The sequence below is a fragment of the Phenylobacterium sp. genome (assembly GCF_030651755.1).
GTDB lineage: Bacteria > Pseudomonadota > Alphaproteobacteria > Caulobacterales > Caulobacteraceae > Phenylobacterium.
Window position 1 is genome coordinate 15557 of the sequence record NZ_JAUSBZ010000034.1, and the last position, 21509, is coordinate 37065.

Here is a 21509-nt window from a genome sequence, read left to right on the forward strand (position 1 = left end):
GACGTGGAGAAAGAGGAGAGTTCGATGACTGGGTTCTGGCGCGTATGGATGGCGGTCTGGCGGTTGTCGGTGGCGAGCTTTGGACTGGTTCTGGCCGCAGGCGCCTTCGAGGCGACCAGCGGGCCCGTGCGGATGATCTTCGACCTGGTGGGCGAGGCCCTGCCCGAGGAAGTGTCGTCGCCGCTCCGGTTCTCCATCGCCCTGATGGGGGCTGTGACCCTGGGCTGGTGGCTCACCCTGGAGGCGGCCTTCAGGGCCGTCGACCTTTTGGGGGACCGGGCGGCGCCTGTCTGGCGGGGTCTGACCCTGTCGGTGGTCGGCTGGTACCTCATTGATGGCGCCCTGTCGGCGGCGACGGGCTTTGGCCTGAACATCATCCCCAACACCGTCCTGCTGGCCGGATACCTTGTCCCGGTTCTGGCCACCGGGGTCATGCGCAGGGCCTGAACCCACGGCTCAGCTGGATTGCCGGCCTCTGGGCGCCTAAGTCCATCCCATGAGCCCGTCCTTCCCGCCGAAACTGGCCCTGGTCCTGGCCGGCGCTGTCGCCGTCGCCTGCTCCCCCGCCCCGAACGCCGAGCGCGCCCAGGCCCAGACCGCGGCGAGGCCGGCGGCTCAGACTCAGGGCCTGGACCCCGAAACCATGGCCCGGGTGGTCGAGCAGGCCCGCGCCCTGCCCAATCTGCACGCCCTGATCGTCGCCCGGGACGGCGAAATCCTGGCCGAACACCGCCTGCGGGGTCCTGGCCTCGACCAGCCGGTCAACATCAAGTCCGCCTCCAAGACCGTGCTCTCGGCCCTGGTGGGCATCGCCATCGATCGCGGCGTGCTGACCGGGACCGACCAGAAGATCGCCCCCCTGCTCTCAGACAGCCTGCCCTCGGGCGGCGACCCCCGGCTGCGGGAGATCGAGGTCGGCCACCTCCTGTCCATGCAGGCGGGCCTCGGGCGGACATCGGGCCAGTATTACGGCGCCTGGGTGACCAGCCCAAACTGGGTTCGCCACGCCCTGGCGCGGCCCTTTGACGACGATCCCGGGGGCCGGATGATCTATTCCACCAGCGCCTCGCACCTGATGTCAGCGGCGCTCACCCGGGCGGCGGGGGCCAGCACCCACAGCCTGGCCCGCGACTGGCTGGCCCAGCCCCTGGGCGTCACCATCCCGCCCTGGCTGCGGGATCCTCAAGGAATCTATTTCGGCGGCAACGACATGATGATGTCGCCAAAGGCCCTGCTGCGCTTTGGTGAGCTCTATCGCCTGGGCGGGGAGATCGACGGGCGGCGCATCCTGCCGGCGGCCTGGATCGAGGAAAGCTGGACCCCGCGCGCCCGCTCCCCCTGGAGCGGCCAGGACTATGGCTATGGCTGGTTCACCAGGCGGAGCGGCGGTCACGACGTGCGCTTCGCCTGGGGCTATGGGGGTCAGATGCTGTTCGTGGTCCCCAGCCTCGACCTCACCGTGGTGATGATCTCAGACCCCTCGCCGCGGCCGCGGGAGGAGAGCCATGTGGCTCAGCTTCACACCCTGCTGGACACCGGCGTGATCCCCGCCGCCGTGACGGGCGACAGGGCCGCCCGCGCCGACTGATCTCAGCCCTTGAGCAGGTTCAGGCAGCGGCCGACGGCCTGGCCATTGGCCTCGGCGGTCTTCAGTTTGAGCTTTCCGCCCATCACCAGCCCGCGCAGGTGGCTGCGCATCAGCTTCTCGATGTCGGAATCGGCTTTCACATGGGGCGCCACGGTCTTGTGCATCAGCTGGCCCTCCGGCGAGAGGCTGGCGGCGCACTTGTCAGCGGCGGGATTGGCCAGGGCGGCTGTGGCGCCCAGACTGGCGACGGCCAGGGTGGAGAGCATCAGGGCGCGGAGGCGGGGGCGGGTCATGGTCTGACGTCCTTGCTGGGGCTTCTGGCGCTCACCGTGCCAAAGGCCTGTGACCGGAGCAAGGCGTTCAAATCGCCGCCGGGGCGGTCGTCAGCCGCCAGGGGCGATCCGCACCGAGACCTCCATGGCCAGGGCGTCGACGGCGCCGCCGGCGAAACTGCCGGAGACGGGCATGATCTGGCCATTGGCCCGACCCACAGCCAAGGGAATCAGCCCCGCGGCGCCGACGCTATTGTGGGTGGGGTCGAAGGTGATCCAGCCGGCGCCGGGCAGATAGATCTCGGCCCAGGCGTGGGTGGTGTCGGCCTGGCGATCCTCGCGATCTGGATCAAACATGTAGCCGCTGACCGCCCGGGCGCCGAAGCCCAGCTGACGGGCCGCCTCGATGAACAGGGCCGCCAGGTCCCGGCAGGAGCCGCTGGCCAGGCGCAGGGTCTCCCCCGCCGTCTGGACGCCCTCCTCGTCCCGCACCCGGTAGAGGGCCGCGCCGAGGACGCCGGCGTTGAGATCCTTGAGCAGGGACAGGGTGTCGGTGCGCGGCCCGGCGACAAAGCCATGCGCCCAGCGCGCCACGTCAGGATCTGGCGCGGGCAGTCGCAACAGGCCCAGGTCGTCGGCCTCCTGGGCCTCATAGACAAAGGGATAGGTCTGGGCGGCTGGTGAAATCGAAAACACCGGCCAGGGCCGCGCATTGGAGGCCACCCGCAGACGGCTCTCGATGGAGAGTTCTGCCGACATCTGGCTGAAGCTGGCGGTGGCGCAGAGATTGCCGAAAACGTCCTGGCTCCAGGCGATCTCGGCGCTGGGCGAACAGGTCAGCTGGAAGTCGAGCACGGCGAGCTCGTGGCTCTCCCGGGGACGCAGCATAAGGCGGTGCGGATGCAGGACCACCGGCCGGGCGAACCGGTAGGTGGTCCTGTGGAGGATCTCGAGGGTCGCTGCAGTCACGCCAGACCCAGACTCGATCAGCGCTTCTTGCCCGGCGAGGCGCCGGCCGCATCCAGGAAGGACCGCGGGGCGGCTTCCGGTTTGGCTGCGGCGGCCTGCTTGGGCTTGCGGACTTCTTTGTTGGATTTTTTCTGGCCCTTGGCCATGGGAGATCTCCGGAGCGGCGGACGCCGCCTTTAGGGAATGGATGGGCTCAACAGCCGTTCATCGTGAGCCGACGATGGGCGCGCCGGGAGGAGAAAACCGGCCCTAACGCGGCCGCAGACCCAGCAGGGAAAAGGCTACCGGAGCCAGAATGGCGCTGACAACGCAGAGCGCCGACACAATCAAAAGGGGAGACATGAAAAACCTGGATGCGCGCCGCACCGGAGGGGATCGACCGCTTGAGACGCGGCACACGCCCGATGACGCACCCCTATAGATGGGGTGTCGCAGGGAAATAGCCAGGGCTGGCCTGGACGTCTTGGCATGGAGGCTCATCCATGGTCCGAAAGACGCCCATGGCGCAGTCCCCCCGTGATCCCCGAATGAATGACCGCCGGCCGGCGGACTCCGCCGAATCCCGCGCCACAGCCGGCTGGGTGGTGGCGGTTCTGCTGGAGCCCGGCCGGGACCGTGAGCAGGGTCAACGCTATTTCGCCATAGGGCGCGCCGACCGCGCCCAGGCCGAATGGGTGGCCATCGACATGGCCCTGAGCCTGGGTCTGCGGGTGGCCGCCAGCCCGGCCCGCGGGGAGGAGCCGGTGCAGGCCCTGGCGCCCCTGTCCCTGGTGCGGATGCGCGCCCTGGGCCTGGCCTCAGGGGAGCGTCGCGACCTGGGTGAGCGGCGGCCCCGTCGGTGGTTGACCAGCTAGGTCTGTGGCGCGCGCGGCGATGGGTGATAAATCGGCTGGCGGCCAAAATCAGAGCATGGGTTTGACCGCGTTTTGACCCTATGACGGGTCCACCTTTTGCTGATCGCGCTCCAGGAGGCGTCATGTCCGATTTGCCCAAGCTCGAACATCCGACGGCCCTGATGCCTCGGGCCTTTTATGGCATGCGGAGCCTTGAGCCGATCAAGGCGGCGATAGACGGCATCGCCGAGGCCATGATCGAGCCCCGCGGCCTGTTCGTCGGCGACAACCTGATCACCATGGCCAAGCGGCTGGGCTTTCTGGACGACCAGGTCTTGATGGGCGCCTTCCAGCGCCACTGCAGCACCGCAGCGGAGCGCGGCGCCCTGTGGCGTTTGGTGACCCTGGTCTGGGCGGCGCGGACGGCCCTGCGGATCGAGGGCGATTTCGTTGAGTGCGGTTGCTACAAGGGCACGTCGGCGCGGGTCATTTCCGAGGTCGTCAACTTCGTCAATCTGGACCGGCGCTACTACCTCTACGACCTCTTCCGTCACGACGACTCCATGCCCCACCACAGCATGGTGGAGCATAGCGACACCCTGGTCGATCAGGTCCGCGAGCGGTTCGCCGACATGCCAAATGTGACCATCACCCAGGGCCGGGTTCCAGACAGCCTGGCTGTGGCGGCGCCCGAAAAGATCGCCTTCATGCACCTGGACCTGAACAACGCCGACGCCGAGATCGGGGCGCTGGAGGTGCTGTTCGACCGGATTTCCCCCGGCGGAATCCTGATTCTCGATGATTTTGGCTGGCTGGCCTATCAGGACCAGCTGTTGGCTGAGGTCCGATGGATGGCCGAGCGCGGCTATCACATTCTGGAGCTGCCCACCGGCCAGGGCATGGTGATCAAATAGCCGCCCAATCGGCCCAGCTCATCTCACGCCCCGGATAGGCCACCTGGCTGAACGGCCAGTCGGCCGCGATCCAGGCGCGGAAGGCGGCGAACAGGGGCTCGTCCAGGGCCGCCGCCGAGGCCCGGACCCAGCAGAAGGCCTTGGCCTCATAGCCCGCCCGCTCGGCCGGGTAGATGTAGGCGCAGCCCAAGCATTCGCCCTCCCCGTCCCCCTGGGGCGCCATCACGGTGTAGGCGAAGGACCGTCGCCGATCGAACTCCCCCTGGTGCCAGCCGAGGTCCACCAGATCCTCCTCCAGGGTCATGTCCGCCCTGGGCCAATCGCTCTCGGGTCCAAACAGGCCCAGCAGGCGCTCCTGGCTGGTCATCACCGCCGCATAGTCCTTGACCAGGTCGTGGATCGTCAGGGGCCGCAGGATGAAGTCGGCGGTGCGCAGGCCTGCGGGTATGGCGAAGTCTGGGGGGACGAACGGCATGGGCTCACTCCGTTGAGCCGCCACCCTGCGGCCTCGAAGCGCCCTTGAGAAGGCCGGCGAACGCCGGGGCGGCCGAACGCCCCTGAGCGGCGGGTTCTGGCGCAGAATTCCTCGATCAGGACGCCGCTTTGATCGTTCAGGCCCCGGTCCCGAAGCGGCCGGTCTCGAAAAAGGTCTCCAGGACCGCCTCATAGGGACCCGGATCGACCCCGGCGGCGGCCAGCCAGGCGGGATTGGACAGGGTGCTGGCGTAGCGTTCGCCGGAGTCGCACAGCAGGGTAACCACCGAGCCGGTCTGGCCCTTGGCGGCCATGGCCTCGATCACCTGGGCGCAGGCCCAGAGATTGGTCCCTGTCGAGCCGCCGCAGGAACGGCCCAGGCGGCGGCTGGCCACCCGGGCGCCGGCGATGCTGGCGCCATCCGACACGGCGATGGCCCGGTCGATCAGCTCGGGATTGAAGGACGGCTCGCAGCGGGCCCGGCCGATGCCCTCGATGATCGAACTCTGGTCGGCGCTGGTGGTCGCGCCGCGATCGGCCACATGGCGATGGAAAACCGAGGCTTGCGGGTCGGCCAGGCACAGCTGCGTCTGGGCGCGGTTGTAGCGGATGAAGCGGCCCAGGGTGGCGGTGGTGCCGCCGGTGCCGGCGCCGGCCACGATCCAGGCGGGCTCGGGATGCGGCTCCTGGGCCATCTGGCTGAAGATCGACTGGGCGATATTGTTGTTGCCCCGCCAGTCGGTGGCCCGCTCGGCATAGGTGAACTGGTCCATATAATGGCCAGACAGTTCGGCGGCGAGCCGGGCGCTCTGGGCATAGACCTCGTGGGCGGCCTCGACGAAATAGGTCTCGCCCCCGTGGAATTCGATCTGCGCCACCTTCTCGGCCGAGGTGGACCTGGGCATCACCGCAATGAACCGGAGACCCAGCAGACGGGCGAAATAGGCCTCCGACACCGCTGTCGAGCCGCTGGAGGCCTCGATGACCGGGGTCTTGGGCCCGATCCAGCCATTGCAGAGGGCGTAGAGAAACAGGGACCGGGCCAGCCGGTGCTTGAGGCTGCCCGTGGGGTGGGTCGACTCGTCCTTGAAATAGAGGTGAACCCCGCCGGCCAGGGGCGCGCGCAGCAGATGGGTGTCGGCCGACCGGTTGAAGTCGGCCTCGATGGTCTGGACGGCGCTGTCGATCCAGGCGCGGTCGCGGCAGAGACTGGTCATGGGGCGGGGTTTCCCGGCGGGGTCTGAACCGCTCGGACATGACCCATTCATCGCCGTCCCGCTAGAGGTTGCGGCCACGGAGCGCCCCATCGCCCAAGGAACGATGACCAAGCGTGGCCGTTAGCCGTCCCTCGGGCGAGACCCGCCCTATTGACGCCGTGGACAGGCGATAGACTGTTTGCTGAACTCAAGGAGCCGATTGAGATGATCCGCACCCCCGACCTGACGAGACGCACCCTGGCCATGGGGCTGGCGGCCGCGCCCTTCGCCGGTCTGTTCGCCGCCGGTCCCGCCGCCGCGGCCCTGCCCGCGGCCGATCAGGCCCTGGTGGACCGGGCTGTGGCCTATCTTGAGGGTCTGACCAACGCCAAGGGCGCCTTCGTCCAGACCGATCCCCGGGGAGTCACCACCCAGGGCGAGATCTTCCTGAAGCGGCCGGGCAAGGCCCGCTTCGCCTACGCCCCGCCCTCGGGCCTGCTGGTGGTGTCTGATGGCAGCTTGGTTTCGGTGGCCAATTCCAAGCTCAAGACCTTTGAGTCCTATCCCCTGGGCGCCACGCCCCTGTCCCTGTTCCTGGCCCGGCAGATCCGCCTGGACCGGGGGGTCCAGGTGACGCGGGTGGCTCGGCTGGCCGACGGCTTCTCCATCACCGCCCGCGACAGCAAGAAGGAGGCGGAGGGCCAGATCACCCTGACCTTCTCCGACCAGCCCCTGAAGCTTGTGGGCTGGACCATCGGCGACGCCCAGGGCCAGGCCACCCGGATCCGGCTGACGCGGCTGGAAAAGGTGGCGAGCCTGGAAGACAGCCTGTTTGTCCTGAAGGACCCGCGCAATCTCCGCCCCGGCCGGGCGAGAATGTGACAATCTCACAACAGGCAAGAATCATCGTGATTCACGCTTGACTTTTATTGTCTTCGTGGCAAATATGACACGTATCGCTGATGCGGGGCTGCGGCCCGGCGGCAGCGCCGTTCCGGAACCTATCCCCTCCCGGCGGCGGCATGAGAGACGACCGACTTAGCGCCCGGGGTTCTCCAGTCCCCGGGCGTTTTCTTTTGGGCGCCTGGAGCCTGAGCGGGTTTTGATCCGATAACCGGTTCCCCCTTATCGCAACGCGCCCTGTGGCCTAAACCACCGCCATGCGCCTCCGTATCGCCTCCTGGAACATCAACTCCGTCCGCCTGCGCGCCGAGCAGGTCGCCCGCTTCGTCGATGAGCAGGGTCCCGACGTCCTTTGCCTGCAGGAGATCAAGTGTCAGGAGGCGGAGTTCCCCCGGGAGGCCTTCGCCGCCATGGGTCTGCCCCATGTGAAGATCGCCGGGCAGAAGGGCTGGCACGGGGTGGCCATCGCCTCGCGCCTGCCGATCGAGGACGCGCCGGTGCTCAATGTCTGCCGTGAGGGCCATGCCCGCTGCGTGTCGGCCAAGATCGCCGGCGTCGAGATCCAGAACTTCTATGTGCCGGCCGGCGGCGACGTTCCCGACCGGACCCTGAACCCCAAGTTCGACCACAAGCTCGACTTCTTCGAGAGCCTGACCGCCGAGATGGGGCGACGCGACCCCAGGGCGCCCCTGGCCATTGTCGGCGACCTGAACGTGGCGCCGGGCGAGTTCGACGTCTGGAGCCACCGGCAGATGTCGCGCATCGTCAGCCACACACCTATCGAGGTGGCGGCCATGGACGCCCTGCAGAAATCACTGGGCTTCATCGACCTGCCCCGGGCCGCGACGCCGGAGCCTGAAAAGCTGTTTTCCTGGTGGAGCTATCGTTCGGCGGACTTCCGCAAGTCCAACCGCGGCCTGCGCCTGGACCACATCTGGGTCTCGCCGGGCTTGAAGGACGCCGCCTTCCGCACCGGCGCCGCCTCATCCCGCGTCCACGACACCGTCCGCGAATGGGAACGCCCCAGCGACCACGCCCCGGTCACCGCCGACCTGGGGCTTTAGGGGCGACAACACTCAGCCCTGGACGTCTTGCGCGCCGCAGGCGCCTTCAAGGTGGGACACGAAGGACACAAAGGGGCGCAAAGGACACAAAGGGCGAGGCCGCCTATCTCTTGGTGTCCTTGGCAATCTTCGTGTCCTTTGTGTCCCCTCTTTCCGCAATAGCCTCAGGCCAAAGCGCCCGGGCGCCTTAGGGCGCCAGGCGATAGCCGCCGGCTTCGGTCAGCAGCAGGCGGGCGTTGCCCGGGTCTGGCTCGATCTTCTGCCGCAGGCGGTAGACGTGGGTTTCCAGGGTGTGGGTGGTGACGCCTGCATTATAGCCCCACACCTCGGCCAGCAGCTCCTCCCGGGACACCGGCTTGTCCCCGGCCCGGTAGAGGTACTTCAGGATATTGGTCTCTTTTTCCGTCAGCCGGATCTTCTTCTGGTCCTGGCCGATCAGGGTCTTGGCCGAGGGTCGGAATTCGTAGCCGCCGAGTTGGAAGACCGCGCCTTCGGACTGTTCGTGGCTGCGCAGCTGGGCGCGGATCCGGGCCAAGAGGACGGCGAACCTGTAGGGCTTGGTCACATAGTCGTTGGCCCCGGCCTCAAGCCCCTGGACCGTGTCCTCGTCGGACGTGGCCGCCGTCAGCATGATCACCGGCGCGGCCAGGCCCTGGTCGCGCAAGGCCTTGCAGACCTCGCGGCCGTTCATGTCGGGGAGATCGACATCCAGCAGCACCAGGTCGGGGCGACTTTCCTGGGCCAGACGAACGCCTTCGGCGCCCGTGGCCGCCTCGACAGCGATGAACTCATCGTGCAGTTGAAGTTGTTCGGCGACGGCGCCGCGCAGGTCGTCGTCGTCGTCGATGATCAGCAGGGTCTTTCTTTGCGCCATGGGGCGAACATGCACCGCATCGGCGCCCCCGGGCAAAGAGTTTTGGGAGCAGAACCTTGATCTACCGCGCCGATTCCACCGGACGCTTCCGGGCGGGCGCCGCCTTGCTGGCCTGCGCCATCGGGCGGGGCGGCATGGCGCCGGCGCCCGACAAGCGGGAGGGCGACGGCGTCTCGCCCATCGGGGTCTGGCCCCTGCGCTATGTGCTCTATCGTCCCGACCGGGGGCTGGTCCCGACCACCGCCCTGCCTGTGCGGCCCATCGTCCCGGACGACGGCTGGTGCGATGATCCGGCCCATCCCGACTACAACCGGCTTGTGAAGCGCCCCTTCCCCGCCAGCCACGAGGCCCTGTGGCGGGAGGACGGGCTCTATGACCTGGTGGTGGTGCTGGGACACAATGACGACCCGCCGGTCGCCCCCCTGGGCTCGGCCATCTTCCTGCACCTGGCCAAGCCGGACTACGCCCCCACCGAGGGCTGCATCGCCCTGTCGCGCCCCGATCTGGAATCGGTGCTGGCGATGGCCGCGCCCGGGGACGCCCTGGCCATCGAGGCCTGAGCCGAGGTCAGGCGGCGGGCCGGGGGCCAAACAGGGCCGAACCGACCCTTACGCTGGTCGCCCCGAACCGCACGGCGGTCTCATAATCCCCGCTCATCCCCATGGAGAGCCGGCCAAGGCCATTGCGCGCGGCGATCTTGGCCAACAGGGCGAAGTGCGGGCCAGGCGGCTCGTCGGCCGGGGGAATGCACATCAGCCCCTCGGGCGACAGGCCATAGAGGTCCCGGCATCGGGTGATGAAGCCGTCGGCCTCCGTCGGCCGGACGCCGGCCTTCTGCGGCTCCTCGCCGGTATTGATCTGGACATAGAGGCGCAGGGCCCGGCCCTGGGCCTGAACCGCCTCGGCCAGAGCCTTGGCCAGGCGCTCGCGGTCCAGGGTCTCGATCACATCGAAGAAGGCCACGGCGTCCTTGGCCTTGTTGGTCTGCAGGGGGCCTATAAGGCGAAGCTCGACGCCGGCCCGGCGGTCGGCCCAACGGCCCTGGGCCTCCTGCACGCGGTTTTCGCCAAAGATCTGCTGGCCGGCCGCCAGGACCTGGGCCACAGGCTCCCAGGGCTGTTGCTTGGACACCGCCACCAGGGTCACATCGGCCGGGTCGCGGCCGCTGGCCCGGGCGGCGCGGGCGATCTTGCCCAACACCTCGGCGCGGGCGGCGGCGGAATCGAAGACGGTCTCGGACATGGGGGATGATTTCGACTTCTGGAACCTGCGGGCGACCGCATGGTCCTTAAGCCGCCGGGCCGGCGGGCAAAAGCCCCTGCCGCCCCTGCTGCTGTTCACCGATCCCGTGCGCACCCCGGACGTCCTGGCCGCAGCCGCGGCTCTGCCGGCCGGCGCCGGGGTGGTCTACCGGACCTTCGGGGCCAAGGACGCCCTTGATGTGGCCAAGGCCCTGCGCCGGCTGACCCTGTCCCGGGGGCTCATCCTGCTGATCGGCGCCGACGCCGCCCTGGCCCGCGCCGCGGGCGCCGACGGGGTGCATCTGCCGCAACGGGAGGGCCGCAAGGCCGGCCCCCTGCGCCGGGGGCGACCGGACTGGATCGTGACGAGCGCGGCCCATGGGGTCCTGGCGGCGCGGCGCGGCCTGGCCCAGGGCGCCGACGCGGTCGTGGTTTCGACGGTGTTTCCCAGCAAGAGCCCCAGCGCTGGGGCGCCCCTGGGCCCCCTTCGGTTGGCGGCCCTGGTCCGCACCGCCGGCGGGCCGGTCTATGGTCTGGGGGGCGTCCATACGAAAAACGCCCGCCGGCTATTGGCCTCGGGCGTGGTCGGTCTGGCGGCGGTGGAGGGGCTTTCGCCCCAGATGTAGGGCCTATGGCCTCAGAATTTCAGCGCCGTCTCGAGGCGCACCCGGGGGGTGGCTTCCGTGGGCTGGGTCTTCTTGAAGGCCGGCTCCTCCTGGTCGCCCAGGGCCACGGCCCCGCCGACCCGAAGGCTGGGGGTGACGCTGAAAAAGGCGCCCGCCTGAACGTCATTGAGCTGCACATCACGGCCGCTGGGTTGGTCGAGATTGAGCGACACCCCCCAACGTCCGTTCTGCAGGCCCCACTTCAGGGTCTTGCCCCCCTGCGGCAGAGCCTCACTGCGGACGGTGAAGTCCACGCCCTTGGTCTTGTCGGTCTGGGCGTGAGCCGCCGTCGACCCGAGAAGGGCCGCCGTGATCGCGCCGAGAAACAAGGTCCGAAAGGACATTTTCACCGTCAAAGGGCCCCCTGCGCCCCGCTGGCCTCGTCGGGAACCCCCGATCGACGCCGTCTTCTCGATTAGAGGCCCGGAGACGGCCGGGTCAACTGGCCTTCTGAGGAGTCTTGGTCCTGTGGACAATATGGCCCGTTCATGTGGCGCCGGAGCCACGCGATTCCTGTTTGGCGCCTGCAATCAGGTTGTTATAGAGGGCGCCGGCGCGGGGCGGCGCCGCGGCGCGACCACGACGCGGAAATTATTGGGAGTCGGATGAACATGCCGTTTGTGCGCGGAGCTCGGTTCTCCAAGGTTTCGATCGCCGTCTTGGCTCTAGGCCTGGTCTCACTCTCAGCCTGCGCCTCCCGCGGCGATGGCGAGCGCCGGGGCCTGTTTGGTCGGGGCCAGGCGCAATCGACCCAGACGGCCGCCATTTCGGTGAACGGCTATCTGTGGCGCGCCAGCCTGGACACCCTGGCCTTCATGCCCCTGGTGTCGGCCGACCCCTATGGCGGCGTGATCATCACCGACTGGTACACCGCCCCGGAGACGCCCAATGAGCGCTTCAAGGCCACCGTCTACATTCTGGACGCCCGCCTGCGGGCCGATGGCCTGAACGTGGCCCTGTTCAAGCAGATCCGCGGCGCCGACGGCCAGTGGGCTGACGCGGCCCCGTCGGCCCAGACCGAGGTCGACCTGGAGAACGCCATCCTGACCCGGGCCCGCCAGCTTCGACTTTCGAACATCCGGGGCTGACGCCCCGGGGCGCGTTCAGCCTGCCCGATCGAACGCGCCGCCCATGCCGTGGCCGGCGCGCCCCTTAAGCTCGCCGGTCTTCGTTCCTTGAACCGAACCAGATCGTGAAGGCTGCCTGAGATGGCGCGCTACAATCCCAAGGACGTCGAGCCCAAGTGGCGTCAGGCCTGGACTGACGCCGAGGTCTTCAAGGCGCAGATCAAGCCTGACCAGCCAAAATACTATGTGCTGGAGATGTTCCCCTACCCCTCGGGGCGGCTGCACATGGGCCATGTGCGCAACTATGCGCTGGGCGATGTGGTGGCGCGGTTCAAACGCGCCCGGGGCTTCAATGTGCTGCATCCCATGGGCTGGGACGCCTTTGGCCTGCCCGCCGAGAACGCCGCCATGGAGCGCGGCGTCGACCCCCGGGCCTGGACCTATGACAATATCGCCCGGATGCGGGACGAGCTGAAGCAGCTCGGCCTGTCCATCGACTGGAGCCGGGAGTTCGCCACCTGCGACCTGGCCTATTACGGCAAGCAGCAGGCCTGGTTCCTGGACCTCTATAAGGCCGGCCTCGTCTACCGCCGCGAAGGCGTGGTCAACTGGGATCCGGTGGACCAGACCGTGCTCGCCAACGAACAGGTGGTGGACGGCCGCGGCTGGCGCTCCGGCGCGGTGGTGGAGAAGCGCAAGCTGAACCAGTGGTTCCTGCGCATCACCGACTATGCCGACGAGCTGATCGAGGGGCTGAAGACCCTGGACCGCTGGCCCGACAAGGTCCGGCTGATGCAGGAAAACTGGATCGGCCGCTCCAAGGGGCTGAAGTTCGCCTTCCCCTGGGCGGGCGCGGGCCCGGCCGGCTTCGAGGATGGCCTGAACGTCTATACCACCCGCCCTGACACCCTCTTTGGGGCGAGCTTCGTCGGCATCGCGCCGGACCATCCGCTCGCCGAACAGCTGGCCGCCGCCGATCCCAAGGTCGCGGCCTTCATCGCCGAATGCCGCAAGGGCGGGGCCAGCGCCGCCGAGATCGAGACCGCCGAGAAGATCGGTCTGGAAACCGGCCTCTCCGTCGCCCATCCCTTCGATCCCAACTGGAAGCTGCCGGTCTGGATCGCCAACTTCATCCTGATGGACTACGGCACGGGCGCCATCTTCGCCTGCCCGGCCCACGACCAGCGCGACCTGGACTTCGCCCGCAAATACGACCTGCCGGTCCGTCCCGTGGTCCTGCCCCCCGGCGAGACGCCCGACCAGGTCCAGGTGGGCGCCGAGGCCTATACGGGCCCGGGTGTGATCTTCAATTCCAGCTTCCTGGACGGCCTGGACATCGAGGCCGCCAAGGCCGCGGCCATCGCCCGGATCGAGGAGCTGGGCCTGGGGGAAGGCGCCACCGTCTATCGCCTGCGCGACTGGGGGGTGGCCCGCCAGCGGGGCTGGGGCTGCCCGGTGCCGGTGATCCATTGCGCCAAGTGCGGTGTGGTCCCTGTGCCCAAGGACCAGCTGCCCGTCGCCCTGCCCGACGACCTGGAGTTCGGCAAGCCGGGCAATGCGCTCGACCGCCATCCCACCTGGAAGCATGTGGCCTGTCCCACCTGCGGCGGCGAGGCCCAGCGCGAGACCGACACCCTGGACACCTTCGTCGACTCCTCCTGGTACTTCGCCCGGTTTACCGATCCCGACGCCGATGAGGCCATCAACAAGGCCGCCGCCGACTACTGGCTGCCGGTGGACCAGTATGTGGGCGGCATCGAGCACGCGGTGCTGCACCTGCTGTACGCTCGCTTCGTCACCCGCGCCCTGGCCGACCAGGGGCAGCTGTCGGTTCAGGAGCCCTTTGCGGGCCTGTTCACCCAGGGCATGGTCACCCACGAAACTTATCGTCGCCAGTCCGGGGAGTGGCTGGAGCCCAAGGAGGTCGAGATCGAGGCCAGCGGCGCCACCCGCCGGGCCGTGCGGATCGAAACCGGCGAACCTGTGGTCATCGGCGACGTCGAGAAGATGTCGAAGTCCAAGAAGAACACCGTCGCGCCCGAGGAGATCTTCGAGGTCTATGGCGTCGACGCCGCGCGCCTGTTCGTCCTGTCCGACAGCCCGCCGGAGCGCGACACCCAGTGGTCCAACGCCGGCGTCGAGGGCGCCTGGCGCTTCGTCAACCGGGTCTGGGCCGAGTTCGACAGCCAGCCAGCCAGCGCGCCGGCCGCCGAGCCCGATGAGGCGGCCAAGGCCCTGACCCGGGCCAGCCACCGGCTGATCAAGGCCATGACCGAGGCGGTCGATGACTTCCGGTTCAACTCGGGCATCGCCCGGCTGTACGAATTCCTCAATGTTCTCAAGGCCAATCCCGCTCAAGGCGGCAGCCCTGCGGTGCTGGCGGCCCGGCGCGAGGCCCTGTCGGTCTTCGCCCGTCTGGTGGCCCCCTTCACCCCGCACCTGGCCGAGGAATGCTGGGCCTCGATCGGCGGCCAGGGTCTGGTGGCCGTCGCCCCCTGGCCGGACTATGATCGCGCCCTGGCCGAGGATGCGGTGAAGATCCTGCCCGTCCAGGTCAACGGCAAGCGCCGCGGCGAGATCAGCGCCCCGGCCGGCGCCGAGCCCGCCGATGTGGAGAAGATGGTGCTTGAAGACCCCGAGATCGCCCGGCGCCTGGAAGGCCTGACCATCCGCAAGGTGATCGTCGTGAAGGACCGCATCGTCAACATCGTGGCCAGCTAGGGCGCGTTCCGATAAGGGGGAACCGGTTATCGGACGAAACGCGCTCCAACTCAGAATGTGATGACCATGTCGCCGCGCCTTGTCACAGCCCTGGTCCTGGCCTGCGCCGCCCTGGCGCTCTCGGGCTGCGGGTTCCGCCCGCTCTACGCCCAGCCCGGCGTGACGCCCGGCCTGGCCGACATCCTGGTCGCCGCCCCCCGGGGCCGCGCCGGCTATCTGGTGGGCGAGGCCTTGAACGACGCCCTGGCCACGGGCGGCGGCGCCTCGGCCTGGCGGCTGGACCTGGACCTTTCGGAACAACGCTTTCCCCGCGGTCTTCGGGTCGACAACGTGGCCACCCGCTACGAATACGTGCTGACGGCGGCCTACACCCTGCGGGACGTCGCCACCCTGACCCCGGCCAAGGTCGGCAACGTCCGGGTCGAACTGACCTATGACTCCGCCGACCAGCCCTATGCCTCGGTCGCCGCCCAGCAGGACGCCCAGGAGCGCGCCGCCCTCGAGGCCGCCCGCCGGATCCAGCTCGAACTCGCCGCCTGGTTCGCCGACCAGGCGGGATCCTAGGGGGCGCAGGCCGGCATGATCCTCAGCCGGCGGCCAGACATCGAGCGTTTCCTGGCCAAGCCGGACCCCGGCGTCCGCGGGGCGGTGATCTATGGCCGCGACATCGGCGTGGTCCGCGAGCGGGCCAACCAGCTCGCCGCCAGGATCGCGCCCAACCCTGACGACCCCTTCGATGTCGCCCTGCTCACCGACGGGGACATCGATGGCGACGCCGGCCGACTGGACAACGAGCTCGCCTCCCAGTCCCTGATGGGCGGCCGGCGCCTCGTGCGGCTGAAACTCTCCAGTGAGAAGGCCAGCCTCGACAAGATGGCCGCTGAGGCCATCAAGGGCCATGCCGACGGCGCCTTCAATCCGGAGGCCTTCTTCCTGCTGGAGGCCGGCAATCTGGGGCGGGATTCAGCCCTGCGGAAGGTCGCTGAGAAGGCCGCCGCCATCGCCGTCATCCCCTGTTACGAGGATGAGCCCGGCGACATGGCCCGCCTGGTGCGCGAGGCGCTGAACGCCGAAGGGGTCGGCCTGAACGCCGATGCGCTCGCCCTGTTCGTCGCCCGCCTGCCCAAGGACCGCGGCGTGGCCCGCCAGGAGATCGAGCGGCTGATCCTCTATCTGGGCCCTCGCAGCGGCGTCACCGCCGGGCCGAAGGATCTGGATGATTTCCTGGGGGTCGAGCCCGAGGCCTCCCTGGCCGATGCGGCGTCGGACGCCTTTGGCGGCCGCATCGCCGAGGCCCAGAGCGGCCTGCGCCGGGCCGCGGCCGAAGGTGAGGCGGGTCCCGCCGCCGTCCGGGCCATCAGCCAGCATCTGGCCAAGCTGCGCCGCACCCTCACCCTGGTGAAAAGCGGGGCAGGCCTGCCCGAAGCCGCCAAGGCCTCCGGGGTGTTCTGGAAGAACGAGCGGGAATTCCTGCGCCAGGCCCGGGCCTGGAGCCTGGAGACCCTTGATGTCGTCCAGCCCGAGGTCCTGGCCGCCGACCGCGCGTGTAAGACCACCGGCAGCCCCGACCGCCTGATCGCCGAGCGCCTGGCGCTGACCATCGCCGCCCGGGCCAAGCGCATGGGGTTGTAGGCCCCGCACGCCCTCACAATCTGGCGTTGACGTCCACAGCCTCCGGACGCATGTTGGCGACCGGCGTTCTCTGGGGGTGGTCATGCGTCGTCTGTCGGTTCTGAGCTTGGCCCTCGCGGGCCTGCTGTTGGGGTGCGCGACGAAACCCACGCCCTCCCCGCCACCTCCCCTGCAGACTGTCGCGCCGCCCAGCGCTGTCGGTGTTCTCCCTGGGCTTTCGGTCAGTCGAGAATTCGCCGCCCCTGGCGACTATCTGGCCCCGCTCCCCACGGCGGTCGTGCTGCTCCATCCGGCGGACGCCTCACGCAACAGGACGTTCTGTGAGGGGTTCGTCGCCTTGAGCCCCACAGGGAGCCCTGGAGGCTTCATCAGCAGCACCGTGTCCACCCGCTGGCCGCTGAAGGTCGACACCTTGACGGCCGATCAGGCCGCGAACTGCGAATTCCTGGTGCAGGCCTACGATGTCGAGCGGGCCGCGGAAATCGGCCAGGGCCTGCGGCAGGCCGGCGTCAGCGCCGCCAGCCTGGAAGGGCGCGGGCCGTTCATCGCTCAGTTCCTGCCCACCGGCGGCGTGGTGGTGGTCAACATGTCGCCCTACAACGCCAATCAGCTGCGGCCTCTGGCGCAAAGCTGGATCACCCTGGCCGGACAACAGGCTCTGGGTCAGGGCGCCCCACCCAACCAGGCGCACGTGACCTGCAATCTGCTGCAGGGAAGCGGCGAAGCCTGTAGCCTGGAACGGCTCGTCCTCGAGAGCACCGCTGGCGTCCTGCGCGAGCGCTTCCCGGAAGCCGCCATCGGCATCGCCCTTGGTCAGCGTGTGCTCTGCGCCCTGCTCCGCGGCGGCGCCCAGGCCAGTTGGTGCGGACCGGGGCCGGCCTGAAGCGCCAGCTCACCCCGTCCGCGAGAGCCTGCGGCAGAGGTCGTCCAGCTGCTCGAGGGTCTTGTAGCTGATCTTCAGTTCGCCGGCGCCGCCACGGTCGGCGATCTGCACGGTCAGGCCCAGCACCTCGGCCAGGTCGTTTTCCAGGGCCAGGGTGTCGGTGTCCTTGTCAGCGGCCGCCCCGCCGCCGCTGCGGCTGGCGCCGCCGCGGGCCGCAGGGGCCGCGCCCTTGCGCACCAGGGCCTCGGTGTCGCGCACCGACAGGCCCTTGGCCATGACCTGCTGCGCCAGGGCCTCGGGGTTTTCCGCCGTGATCAGGGCCCGGGCGTGGCCGGCCGAGAGCTTGCCCTCCACCACCAGGTTCTGAACCGAACCTGGCAGGGTCAGCAGGCGCAGCATATTGGCCACATGGCTGCGGCTCTTGCCGACCACCTGGGCGACCAGTTCCTGGGTGCGGCCGAACCGGGCGATCAGCACCTCATAGCCGCGGGCCTCTTCGATGGCGCTGAGATCGGCCCGCTGGACGTTTTCGACGATGGCGATTTCCATCACCTGCAGATCGTCCAGCTCGCGGACCACGGCGGGCACGGTGTGCAGGCCGACCCTCTGGCTGGCCCGCCAGCGGCGCTCGCCGGCGACGATCTCGAACCGCCCATTGGGCAGGGGGCGCACCAGGATGGGCTGCAGGACGCCGCGCTCGCGGATGGAGTTGGTCAGCTCCTCCATGTCCTCGTCGTGGAACACCGAGCGCGGCTGGGCGGCGTTGGGGTCGATCAGGTCGATGGCCAGGTCGCGCATGGGCGACAGCGCCCTGACCGGACCCGCCGCCTCGGCGGCCTCGGCGGCGGCGGCCGCATCGGCGATGTTCTCATCCTCGGCCTCGCCCAGCAGGGCCGACAGACCCCGGCCCAGACCCCTGCGGTTCTCCGCCATGTTCAGACTTCCTGCTTGCTGGCCGCGGCCTTGCGGCGCTGGCGCTCGCGGACCACAACTTCACGGGCGAGCTTCAGATAGGCCTGGCTGCCGGCGCATTTCAGGTCATAGACCAGCACCGGCTTGCCAAAGGACGGGGCCTCGGAGACCCGCACATTGCGCGGAATGACCGTCTCATAGACCGTCTTGCCGAAGTGGCCGCGGACATCGCTGGCCACCTGTTCCGACAGGCTGTTGCGCTTGTCGTACATGGTCAGAACCACCCCCTGGATCTCCAGGGCCGGGTTCAGGCTGCCCCGCACCAGCTCCACTGTCCGCATCAGCTGGGTCAGGCCCTCCAGGGCGAAGAACTCGCACTGCAGGGGCACCAGGACGGCGTCGGCGGCGGTCATGGCGTTGACCGTCAGCAGGTTCAGCGACGGCGGGCAGTCGATCAGCACATAGGTGAAGTCCCCCTCCCGACGGATCTGCTCCAGGGCGTCGCGCAGCTTGAAGGACCGTCGGCTCTGATTGCCCAGCTCCAGCTCGACGCCGGACAGGTCCGGGTCGGCCGGGATCAGGAACAGGCCCGGCAGGTCGGTGGCCACCACCGCCTCGGTCGCCGGCTTCTCCCCCATCAGCACGTCATAGAGGGTGGTCTTGCGCCGGGCCCGGGCGACCCCCAGGCCGGTGGAGGCGTTGCCCTGGGGATCGGAATCGATCAGCAGCACCTTCTCGCCGACAGCGGCCAGGGCCGTGCCCAGATTGATCGCCGTGGTGGTCTTGCCCACCCCGCCCTTCTGGTTGGCGATCACCAGGACGCGGGCGCGGCTTGCAGGCGCAGCGGCGGGCCGGACCTCCTGGACCTCAGCTTCGGCGGGCATGGATCTTGTTCCTCAGGCGAACGATACGACCGCGGGGATCGCTGGTGCTGGGCAGAAGCTCGGCCTCAAACCGCCAGGCCTCCCGGGCCGCCTCGATCTCGGCGGCCACATCCTGGCCTTTCAGGAAGAGGGCCTGGTTGGCCCCCGTCAGCCAAGGCTTGGCATAGCCCAGCAGGCGGGTCATCGGGGCGCAAGCCCGGGCGGTGACGATATCCACATCCCGCGACAGGTTTTCCGCACGGTCGTTGTGAATCAGCGCCGGCAGGTCCAGGGCCTCGACCACCGCCTCGAGGAAGCGGCAGCGCTTGGCCATGCTCTCCACCAGGTGAACCTCGAACCCCTCGCGGCCCTTGCCGAAGATGGCCAGCACAATTCCGGGCAGGCCGGCTCCGGCGCCCAGATCAGCCCAGGTCAGGGCGTCGGGCGCCAAAGAAATGAGCTGGGCGGAGTCCCAGGCATGCCTTCCCCAGAAGTCAGGCAGGGTCGCCGGGCCGACCAGATTCATCCTTTGATTCCAGTCAGTTAGCAGGTAGCGATAGACTCTAAGCGCCTCGATTTGGGCCGGCGAGGCGCCGCTCAGGCGCACAAATTCCGCCTCGTCGATGTGGGGTACGGCGCTGTGCGCCACAGGGCCGATTTTTTCGGGGCCGTTTTCGGCGTTTTCGGCGACCGTCGGTGTCGAACTCATGCCGCCACCTTGCGGCGGACATGGGCCAGCAGGGCGGTGAGGGCGCCGGGCGTCACGCCCTCGATCCGCGCCGCCTGGCCGAGGGTCAGCGGACGGATGGCCGCCAGCTTCTCGCGGACCTCATTGGACAGGCCGCCGACCGCCCCATAGTCCAGCTCGGCCGGCAGGCGCAGATCCTCGTCCCGACGGAAGGCGGCGACATCGGCGGCCTGGCGGTCGAGATAGCCGGCATAGCTGGCGTCGATCTCCACCTGCTCGCGGACCTCCGGGCGCCAGGCGCTGAGCTCTGGCCAGAGGGCGCAGAGGTCTTCGAAGCTGATGGTCGGATAGGCGAGCAGCTCGACCACATTGCGCACCACCCCATCGGCCTTGACCGGCAGGCCGGCCTGGGCCGCCTTGGCCGGGCTCAGGGTCAGACGGGCGGCGGTGGCGCGGGCCTCCGCCAGGGCCGCGGACTTGGCGCCGAAGGCCGCCGCGCGGCCCGCGCCCACCACGCCGAGCTCAACACCCTTGGCGGTCAGTCGCTGGTCGGCGTTGTCGGCCCGCAGGATCAGCCGGAACTCCGCCCGGCTGGTGAACATGCGGTAGGGCTCGGTCACGCCGCGGGTGACCAGGTCGTCGATCAGCACACCCATATAGGCTTCGTCCCGGGCGAAGACATGGCCCTCGCCGCCGCCGGCCGCGCGGGCGGCGTTGAGGCCCGCCACCAGACCCTGCGCGCCGGCCTCCTCATAGCCCGTGGTGCCATTGATCTGGCCGGCCAGATAGAGGCCCGGCAGTCGCTTGACCTCCAGGGTCGGGTAGAGCTCCCGGGGGTCCACATAGTCATACTCGATGGCGTAGCCATACCGGCGCACCTTGACCTGCTCGAGGCCGGGAATGGTGCGCAGGAACAGGTCCTGCGTCTCTTCGGAGACCGAGGTCGAGATGCCGTTGGGATAGACGGTGTCGTCGTCCAGGCCCTCGGGCTCCAGGAAGATCTGGTGGCTGGTCTTGTCGGCGAACCGAACCACCTTGTCCTCGATGGACGGGCAATAGCGTGGGCCGCGGCCGCTGATCCGGCCCCCATAAACCGCCGATTCCGACAGCCGCTCGGCGATGATCTGGTGGGTCGCCTGCGTCGTATGGGTGATGCCGCAGGCGATCTGCGGCGTAGTGATAGCGGCGGTCAGGAAGGAGAAGGGCACAGGCTCAGCGTCGGCCTGCTGCATCTCCAGCTGGTCCCAGGCGATGGTCGAGCCGTCCAGCCGCGCCGGTGTGCCGGTCTTCAGCCGGCCCATGGAAAGGCCGCTGTCATAGAGCCGATCCGCCAGGCCGATGGCCGGGGCTTCCCCCGCCCGCCCCGCGGGAATGCGGCGGTCGCCCAGATGGATGAGGCCCTTGAGGAAAGTGCCCGTGGTCAGCACCACCCGACCCGCGGCGTAGGTCTGGCCCGAGGCGCCCACCACACCGCTCACCCGGCCGCCCTCGACCACCAGATCCTCCACCGCCTCGGCGAGCAGGGTCAGGTTGGGGGTGGCGGCCAGTTCGGCCTGCATGGCCTGGCGGTAGAGCTTGCGGTCGATCTGCGCCCGGGGGCCGCGCACAGCCGCGCCCTTGGAGCGGTTCAGCAGCCGGAACTGGATGCCGGCCTGGTCGGCCATGCGGCCCATCACCCCATCAAGGGCGTCGATCTCGCGGACCAGGTGGCCCTTGCCCAGGCCGCCAATGGCCGGGTTGCAGGACATCT

Annotated in this window: 25 protein-coding genes; 13 read left to right on the plus strand and 12 right to left on the minus strand. The window is 68.9% G+C overall.

Going from position 1 to position 21509, the window contains the following annotated elements; all coding sequences use genetic code 11:
- Window positions 1–24: 24 nt before the first annotated feature.
- Both Q7V15_RS02730 and Q7V15_RS02735 read left to right on the plus strand, forming a co-directional pair.
- The gene (locus Q7V15_RS02730; RefSeq protein ID WP_304753650.1) at window positions 25–447 is read left to right on the plus strand and encodes a hypothetical protein; all 423 of its coding nucleotides are present in this window, start codon (window positions 25–27) and stop codon (window positions 445–447) included.
- 49 nt (window positions 448–496) lie between these two features.
- Entirely contained in the window at window positions 497–1588 is a 1092-nt protein-coding gene (locus Q7V15_RS02735; protein WP_304753652.1) for a serine hydrolase, read from the plus strand.
- Window positions 1589–1590: 2 nt separating this feature from the next.
- Here Q7V15_RS02735 and Q7V15_RS02740 read toward each other — a convergent pair whose 3' ends face one another.
- From Q7V15_RS02740 to Q7V15_RS02750, 3 genes are all read right to left on the minus strand, one after another.
- Window positions 1591–1881: a hypothetical protein gene (locus Q7V15_RS02740; protein ID WP_304753654.1), complete on the minus strand. Its 291-nt coding sequence runs from the start codon at window positions 1879–1881 to the stop codon at window positions 1591–1593.
- 90 nt (window positions 1882–1971) lie between these two features.
- Entirely contained in the window at window positions 1972–2829 is an 858-nt protein-coding gene (locus Q7V15_RS02745; protein ID WP_304753656.1) for a transglutaminase family protein, read from the minus strand.
- Window positions 2830–2846: 17 nt separating this feature from the next.
- Window positions 2847–2975, minus strand: a complete 129-nt coding sequence (locus tag Q7V15_RS02750; RefSeq protein ID WP_304753658.1) for a hypothetical protein — start codon at window positions 2973–2975, stop codon at window positions 2847–2849.
- 336 nt (window positions 2976–3311) lie between these two features.
- Here Q7V15_RS02750 and Q7V15_RS02755 point away from each other — a divergent pair, with 336 nt between their 5' ends.
- Both Q7V15_RS02755 and Q7V15_RS02760 read left to right on the plus strand, forming a co-directional pair.
- Window positions 3312–3683, plus strand: coding sequence for a hypothetical protein (locus tag Q7V15_RS02755; protein ID WP_304753660.1), 372 nt, complete (start codon window positions 3312–3314; stop codon window positions 3681–3683).
- A 122-nt stretch (window positions 3684–3805) separates the two neighbouring features.
- On the plus strand, window positions 3806–4576 hold the full coding sequence (locus Q7V15_RS02760; RefSeq protein WP_304753662.1) for a TylF/MycF/NovP-related O-methyltransferase: 771 nt from the start codon (window positions 3806–3808) through the stop codon (window positions 4574–4576).
- Here Q7V15_RS02760 and Q7V15_RS02765 read toward each other — a convergent pair.
- On the minus strand, window positions 4569–5051 hold the full coding sequence (locus Q7V15_RS02765; protein ID WP_304753664.1) for a hypothetical protein: 483 nt from the start codon (window positions 5049–5051) through the stop codon (window positions 4569–4571). The genes Q7V15_RS02760 and Q7V15_RS02765 overlap by 8 nt on opposite strands.
- 136 nt (window positions 5052–5187) lie before the next feature.
- A complete protein-coding gene (locus Q7V15_RS02770; RefSeq protein WP_304753665.1) occupies window positions 5188–6267 on the minus strand; it encodes a PLP-dependent cysteine synthase family protein in 1080 nt (359 codons plus the stop codon).
- A 204-nt stretch (window positions 6268–6471) separates the two neighbouring features.
- Between Q7V15_RS02770 and Q7V15_RS02775 the strand changes: the two genes are divergently transcribed.
- Window positions 6472–7128, plus strand: coding sequence for an outer-membrane lipoprotein carrier protein LolA (locus Q7V15_RS02775; protein ID WP_304753667.1), 657 nt, complete (start codon window positions 6472–6474; stop codon window positions 7126–7128).
- Window positions 7129–7406: 278 nt separating this feature from the next.
- Entirely contained in the window at window positions 7407–8213 is an 807-nt protein-coding gene (gene xth / locus Q7V15_RS02780; RefSeq protein ID WP_304753668.1) for an exodeoxyribonuclease III, read from the plus strand.
- A 187-nt stretch (window positions 8214–8400) separates the two neighbouring features.
- Here xth and Q7V15_RS02785 read toward each other — a convergent pair whose 3' ends face one another.
- On the minus strand, window positions 8401–9087 hold the full coding sequence (locus tag Q7V15_RS02785) for a response regulator transcription factor (RefSeq protein WP_304753669.1): 687 nt from the start codon (window positions 9085–9087) through the stop codon (window positions 8401–8403).
- Between the two features lie 56 nt (window positions 9088–9143).
- On the opposite strand from Q7V15_RS02785, the gene Q7V15_RS02790 reads away from it, so the two are divergent.
- Window positions 9144–9647, plus strand: coding sequence for a L,D-transpeptidase (locus tag Q7V15_RS02790; protein WP_304753671.1), 504 nt, complete (start codon window positions 9144–9146; stop codon window positions 9645–9647).
- Between the two features lie 7 nt (window positions 9648–9654).
- Here the strand turns inward: Q7V15_RS02790 and Q7V15_RS02795 are convergent, their stop codons facing one another.
- Window positions 9655–10329 (minus strand): YggS family pyridoxal phosphate-dependent enzyme, encoded by a 675-nt coding sequence (locus tag Q7V15_RS02795; RefSeq protein ID WP_304753673.1) that lies wholly within the window; start codon window positions 10327–10329, stop codon window positions 9655–9657.
- Between Q7V15_RS02795 and Q7V15_RS02800 the strand changes: the two genes are divergently transcribed.
- Complete coding sequence (locus Q7V15_RS02800) at window positions 10328–10954, plus strand: thiamine phosphate synthase (RefSeq protein WP_304753674.1); 627 nt, start codon at window positions 10328–10330, stop codon at window positions 10952–10954. The two genes, Q7V15_RS02795 and Q7V15_RS02800, sit on opposite strands and share 2 nt — an antisense overlap.
- 11 nt (window positions 10955–10965) lie before the next feature.
- Here Q7V15_RS02800 and Q7V15_RS02805 read toward each other — a convergent pair whose 3' ends face one another.
- Window positions 10966–11337, minus strand: coding sequence for an NtrZ family periplasmic regulatory protein (locus Q7V15_RS02805; RefSeq protein ID WP_304753676.1), 372 nt, complete (start codon window positions 11335–11337; stop codon window positions 10966–10968).
- 267 nt (window positions 11338–11604) lie between these two features.
- Between Q7V15_RS02805 and Q7V15_RS02810 the strand changes: the two genes are divergently transcribed.
- The 5 genes from Q7V15_RS02810 (at window position 11605) to Q7V15_RS02830 (ending at window position 17296) form a co-directional block, all read left to right on the plus strand.
- Window positions 11605–12081 carry a DUF3576 domain-containing protein gene (locus tag Q7V15_RS02810; RefSeq protein ID WP_304753699.1) on the plus strand — a complete coding sequence of 159 codons (477 nt, stop codon included), beginning with the start codon at window positions 11605–11607 and terminating at the stop codon, window positions 12079–12081.
- A 120-nt stretch (window positions 12082–12201) separates the two neighbouring features.
- The gene (gene leuS / locus Q7V15_RS02815) at window positions 12202–14781 is read left to right on the plus strand and encodes a leucine--tRNA ligase (protein WP_304753678.1); all 2580 of its coding nucleotides are present in this window, start codon (window positions 12202–12204) and stop codon (window positions 14779–14781) included.
- A 66-nt stretch (window positions 14782–14847) separates the two neighbouring features.
- Window positions 14848–15345, plus strand: a complete 498-nt coding sequence (lptE, locus tag Q7V15_RS02820) for an LPS assembly lipoprotein LptE (RefSeq protein WP_304753680.1) — start codon at window positions 14848–14850, stop codon at window positions 15343–15345.
- 15 nt (window positions 15346–15360) lie between these two features.
- Entirely contained in the window at window positions 15361–16413 is a 1053-nt protein-coding gene (holA, locus tag Q7V15_RS02825; protein ID WP_304753682.1) for a DNA polymerase III subunit delta, read from the plus strand.
- An 82-nt stretch (window positions 16414–16495) separates the two neighbouring features.
- On the plus strand, window positions 16496–17296 hold the full coding sequence (locus Q7V15_RS02830; RefSeq protein WP_304753684.1) for a hypothetical protein: 801 nt from the start codon (window positions 16496–16498) through the stop codon (window positions 17294–17296).
- Window positions 17297–17305: 9 nt separating this feature from the next.
- On the opposite strand, the gene Q7V15_RS02835 is transcribed toward Q7V15_RS02830, so the two are convergent.
- The 4 genes from Q7V15_RS02835 to mnmG all read right to left on the minus strand — a co-directional run.
- Window positions 17306–18229 carry a ParB/RepB/Spo0J family partition protein gene (locus Q7V15_RS02835; protein WP_304753687.1) on the minus strand — a complete coding sequence of 308 codons (924 nt, stop codon included), beginning with the start codon at window positions 18227–18229 and terminating at the stop codon, window positions 17306–17308.
- 2 nt (window positions 18230–18231) lie between these two features.
- Entirely contained in the window at window positions 18232–19092 is an 861-nt protein-coding gene (locus tag Q7V15_RS02840) for a ParA family protein (protein ID WP_304753689.1), read from the minus strand.
- Window positions 19076–19780: a 16S rRNA (guanine(527)-N(7))-methyltransferase RsmG gene (gene rsmG, locus Q7V15_RS02845; protein ID WP_304753691.1), complete on the minus strand. Its 705-nt coding sequence runs from the start codon at window positions 19778–19780 to the stop codon at window positions 19076–19078. Before rsmG ends, Q7V15_RS02840 begins: the two co-directional genes overlap by 17 nt.
- Window positions 19777–21509, minus strand: a 1733-nt coding sequence (gene mnmG / locus Q7V15_RS02850; RefSeq protein ID WP_304753693.1) for a tRNA uridine-5-carboxymethylaminomethyl(34) synthesis enzyme MnmG, incomplete at its 5' end; no start/stop codon positions are given. The genes rsmG and mnmG, both read right to left, overlap by 4 nt.

Excerpts from the sequence above, each read along its gene's own strand:
- Q7V15_RS02785 (WP_304753669.1), bottom strand. The coding sequence starts at position 9,087 with ATGGCGCAAAGAAAGACCCTGCTGATCATCGACGACGACGACGACCTG.
- Q7V15_RS02800 (WP_304753674.1), top strand. The coding sequence starts at position 10,328 with ATGGGGGATGATTTCGACTTCTGGAACCTGCGGGCGACCGCATGGTCC.
- Q7V15_RS02730 (WP_304753650.1), top strand. The coding sequence starts at position 25 with ATGACTGGGTTCTGGCGCGTATGGATGGCGGTCTGGCGGTTGTCGGTG.
- Q7V15_RS02760 (WP_304753662.1), top strand. The coding sequence starts at position 3,806 with ATGTCCGATTTGCCCAAGCTCGAACATCCGACGGCCCTGATGCCTCGG.
- Q7V15_RS02810 (WP_304753699.1), top strand. The coding sequence starts at position 11,605 with ATGCCGTTTGTGCGCGGAGCTCGGTTCTCCAAGGTTTCGATCGCCGTC.
- Q7V15_RS02835 (WP_304753687.1), bottom strand. The coding sequence starts at position 18,229 with ATGGCGGAGAACCGCAGGGGTCTGGGCCGGGGTCTGTCGGCCCTGCTG.
- Q7V15_RS02775 (WP_304753667.1), top strand. The coding sequence starts at position 6,472 with ATGATCCGCACCCCCGACCTGACGAGACGCACCCTGGCCATGGGGCTG.
- Q7V15_RS02740 (WP_304753654.1), bottom strand. The coding sequence starts at position 1,881 with ATGACCCGCCCCCGCCTCCGCGCCCTGATGCTCTCCACCCTGGCCGTC.
- xth (WP_304753668.1), top strand. The coding sequence starts at position 7,407 with ATGCGCCTCCGTATCGCCTCCTGGAACATCAACTCCGTCCGCCTGCGC.
- Q7V15_RS02735 (WP_304753652.1), top strand. The coding sequence starts at position 497 with ATGAGCCCGTCCTTCCCGCCGAAACTGGCCCTGGTCCTGGCCGGCGCT.
- Q7V15_RS02840 (WP_304753689.1), bottom strand. The coding sequence starts at position 19,092 with ATGCCCGCCGAAGCTGAGGTCCAGGAGGTCCGGCCCGCCGCTGCGCCT.
- Q7V15_RS02805 (WP_304753676.1), bottom strand. The coding sequence starts at position 11,337 with ATGTCCTTTCGGACCTTGTTTCTCGGCGCGATCACGGCGGCCCTTCTC.
- Q7V15_RS02755 (WP_304753660.1), top strand. The coding sequence starts at position 3,312 with ATGGTCCGAAAGACGCCCATGGCGCAGTCCCCCCGTGATCCCCGAATG.
- Q7V15_RS02795 (WP_304753673.1), bottom strand. The coding sequence starts at position 10,329 with ATGTCCGAGACCGTCTTCGATTCCGCCGCCGCCCGCGCCGAGGTGTTG.
- rsmG (WP_304753691.1), bottom strand. The coding sequence starts at position 19,780 with ATGAGTTCGACACCGACGGTCGCCGAAAACGCCGAAAACGGCCCCGAA.
- Q7V15_RS02830 (WP_304753684.1), top strand. The coding sequence starts at position 16,496 with ATGCGTCGTCTGTCGGTTCTGAGCTTGGCCCTCGCGGGCCTGCTGTTG.
- Q7V15_RS02750 (WP_304753658.1), bottom strand. The coding sequence starts at position 2,975 with ATGGCCAAGGGCCAGAAAAAATCCAACAAAGAAGTCCGCAAGCCCAAG.
- leuS (WP_304753678.1), top strand. The coding sequence starts at position 12,202 with ATGGCGCGCTACAATCCCAAGGACGTCGAGCCCAAGTGGCGTCAGGCC.
- Q7V15_RS02770 (WP_304753665.1), bottom strand. The coding sequence starts at position 6,267 with ATGACCAGTCTCTGCCGCGACCGCGCCTGGATCGACAGCGCCGTCCAG.
- Q7V15_RS02765 (WP_304753664.1), bottom strand. The coding sequence starts at position 5,051 with ATGCCGTTCGTCCCCCCAGACTTCGCCATACCCGCAGGCCTGCGCACC.
- holA (WP_304753682.1), top strand. The coding sequence starts at position 15,361 with ATGATCCTCAGCCGGCGGCCAGACATCGAGCGTTTCCTGGCCAAGCCG.
- lptE (WP_304753680.1), top strand. The coding sequence starts at position 14,848 with ATGTCGCCGCGCCTTGTCACAGCCCTGGTCCTGGCCTGCGCCGCCCTG.